Here is a 2799-nt window from a genome sequence, read left to right on the forward strand (position 1 = left end):
CCCGGTGTTCCAGGACGACGAGCTGGCGGACGAACTGGAGCCCGGAGGCCGGCTGGAACAGCTCGTCTCCCTGGGCACCCGCGCGAGTGCCGAGGCGAGGAAACCGGCAGCCACTCGCGGTACGCCGGACCGGTGACCGGCGTACGCGCGCGCGGCCCCGAAGCGGTCCGGTGGCACAAGGCTCGGGGCCACGTGGTCTTCCGTCATCAACGGTGTTCCTCCTTGGGACATTCGGGAGCGTCAGCCGCTCCGGCGCCGTGCGGTCGTGGCGGTCGACGGCCCATGAGGGAGGGACACCCACCGACACCCGCTGCCCGGTGAACGGATGTTCCTGGCTCGCGGTCACGGACATCCGTCCCGACTCGCCGTACCAAGGACGCCAGCCGCCGCGTCCCGCCCGCCCGTTCACACCGGGAACCGCCCGGCGGGAACGGTGCCGGGGCCCCGGCCGGCCATGCCCGCGACGGGATCGGCGGGCCGGTCCCGAGATCTCCGTACGGCCACCGGTCCCTGCGGTGGCGGACCTCGGGCGGTCCTGCCGGTTCCGGGCTGAGCCCGCTGGAGCGGCGGGTACGGGCCGGACTCAGGTCAGGGCGGCCTGCCGGGTCTCCAGGCGCAGCACGTACTCGACCGCCCGCACCAGCACCTCCTTCACCGAGGGGTGCGAGCGCACGTCGCACAGCAGGACCGGCACGTCCGGGCCCAGGGTCAGCGCGCGGCGCACGGTCTCCGCGGGGTAACCACGCGCGCCGTCGAAGCAATTCACCGCCACGACGAACGGCACACCGCGCCGTTCGAAGTAGTCGACGGCGGGGAACGAGGCGTCCAGCCTGCGGGTGTCCGCCAGGACGATCGCACACAGGGCTCCCGCCGCCAGCTCGTCCCACATGAACCAGAAGCGGTCCTGACCGGGAGTGCCGAACAGGAAGAGCGCGAGCCGGTTGTGGATGGTGATCCTGCCGAAGTCCATGGCGACCGTGGTGAGCGCCTTGCGTTCCACCCCCGACAGATCGTCCACCCCGACGCTGGACCGCGTGAGGATCTCCTCCGTGTGGAAGGGGGTGATCTCACTCACCGTCGAGACCAATGTGGTCTTGCCCGCGCCGAAACCGCCGGCGACGAGGATCTTCGCAGCTTCGGGTATGTCGTCGCCCGGAGCGGCGGCGCCGTTCTGTAGCACCTTTGACATTTCGGGCATGCCCTCTCAGTCTTCGTTCCGTGCCCAGGCACGGGATGGTGAGCCGGTCGGGGCCCGCCGCGCGGCGGAGCCCCTCGGGAGGACCGTCACAGTGCGCGGAGCCCTTCCAGTACTTCCTTGATGAGCCGTACGTTCGGCCGCCCGGAAGGGTCGGCCGGCTGACGCACCCGGATGGCACGCGCCTCCAGGAGATCTCCCAGCAACACCCGTACGACTCCCACCGGCAGGTTCATCCGGGCGGCCACCTCGCCCACCGGCCGAGGTCTCCGGCACAGGGTGAGAATGGCCTGGTGCTCGGGCTGCATCTCCACCCGGTGGTGCAGGGTGTCCACGGCGGAGACGACGAACGCCACCAGGTCGAACCAGTACCCCTCGTTGCGGGTCCTGCCCCGGACCATGGCATAGGGGCGGACGACCGGACCGGCCGCGTCGTCCACCCACTCCGCCGAGGTCACACCCCGCTCCCGGGCCCCGGTATCTCACCCCGGGAGTCCACGGCCAGGTGGTTGCCCAGCCGTTTGACGACCATGGCCATCTCGTAGGCCACGACACCGATGTCGGCGCCCTGCCGGGTGAGTGCGGTCAGGCAGGTGTTCGGACCGGCGGAACAGACGAACAGGAATCCGCCCTCCATCTCCACCATCGTCTGCAGGACCGCCCCGCCCCCGAAGTGACGCCCGGCACCCTTGGCGAGGCTGTGGAATCCGGAAGCCACGGCGGAGAGCCGTTCCGCGTCGTCGCGGTGAAGGTCCGAGGAGGCACCGAGGAGCAGTCCGTCCGTCGACAGGAGAACCGCGTGACCGATCTCCGGCACGTTGCGGACCATGTCGCTCAGCAGCCAGTCGAAGCTGGCGCCTGTCTCGGGTGCGCTGGCTTGGGTCATCGTCAGCCGTGCCTTTCGGGAGATGCGTGGGACGTCTGTGAGGGATGGACAGGTCCGGGACGGCCGTCGTCGCCGTCCCCGGGCCCGGAGTACTGGCCGACCCGGGCGCGGGCGGCCCCCGCCTGCAGGGCCGACATCATCGAGCGCACCCGTTCGGGGCGCTCCGCCAGTTCCTCCGGCGAGAGAGCCGGAATCCGTGGCCGGCCGCGCACGGGGCGGTCCGGGTAGGGCTGGACGCCCGGCTGCCGGGAAGCCGTCGCGTACGGGAAGACGTTCTGTCCGTGCGCCGCCGCCGGGGCGTCTGGCGCGGTCCACCCGGCGGCGGCCCCCCGGAACGCGGACGGCTCCTGCGGATACGGCGACTGCGGCACGTGGGCCTGCGAGGGCGACTGAGCGTCGCCGGCCTGCTGATACGTCTCCGCGTACGGCTGGCCGGAGCCGTCCCAGCCGATCCCGCCGACATAACCGTGCTGCTCCTGGCCGTTGCCTCCCCAGCCCATGAGCGGGGTCCTGGTCCCGGCGCCCGAGTCGTCCGCGAGTTCCCCGGCCAGACTCGCCTGCGGCACCCGGCAGGGCAGACCGTCGATCGTCTCGCCCTCCGCGGGGGGAGCGGCGTGAGGGCGGTTGGCCAGCGGCACCACTGCCGGGTTGGAACGCGTGGCCCCGCGCTGCGGTGTGCGGGCTCCGCCGGGGATTCGGGCGGGCCCGACGTCGGGGC

General features: G+C 72.0%; 3 protein-coding genes and 1 pseudogene. All 4 read right to left on the reverse strand.

The genetic code is table 11. The features are described from left to right. Positions 1–583: 583 nt before the first annotated feature. Positions 584–1198 carry a GTP-binding protein gene (locus ACWD3D_RS35655; RefSeq protein ID WP_451464823.1) on the reverse strand — a complete coding sequence of 205 codons (615 nt, stop codon included), beginning with the start codon at positions 1196–1198 and terminating at the stop codon, positions 584–586. Between the two features lie 86 nt (positions 1199–1284). Beyond that, a complete protein-coding gene (locus ACWD3D_RS35660) occupies positions 1285–1653 on the reverse strand; it encodes a DUF742 domain-containing protein (protein WP_451464824.1) in 369 nt (122 codons plus the stop codon). Further along, the gene (locus ACWD3D_RS35665) at positions 1650–2081 is read right to left on the reverse strand and encodes a roadblock/LC7 domain-containing protein (RefSeq protein ID WP_451464825.1); all 432 of its coding nucleotides are present in this window, start codon (positions 2079–2081) and stop codon (positions 1650–1652) included. The genes ACWD3D_RS35660 and ACWD3D_RS35665 overlap by 4 nt, the downstream gene beginning before the upstream one ends. A 2-nt stretch (positions 2082–2083) precedes the next feature. Next, positions 2084–2799: pseudogene (locus tag ACWD3D_RS35670) on the reverse strand (hypothetical protein); the annotation flags it as partial.

This window comes from Streptomyces sp. NPDC002690 (assembly GCF_053592415.1).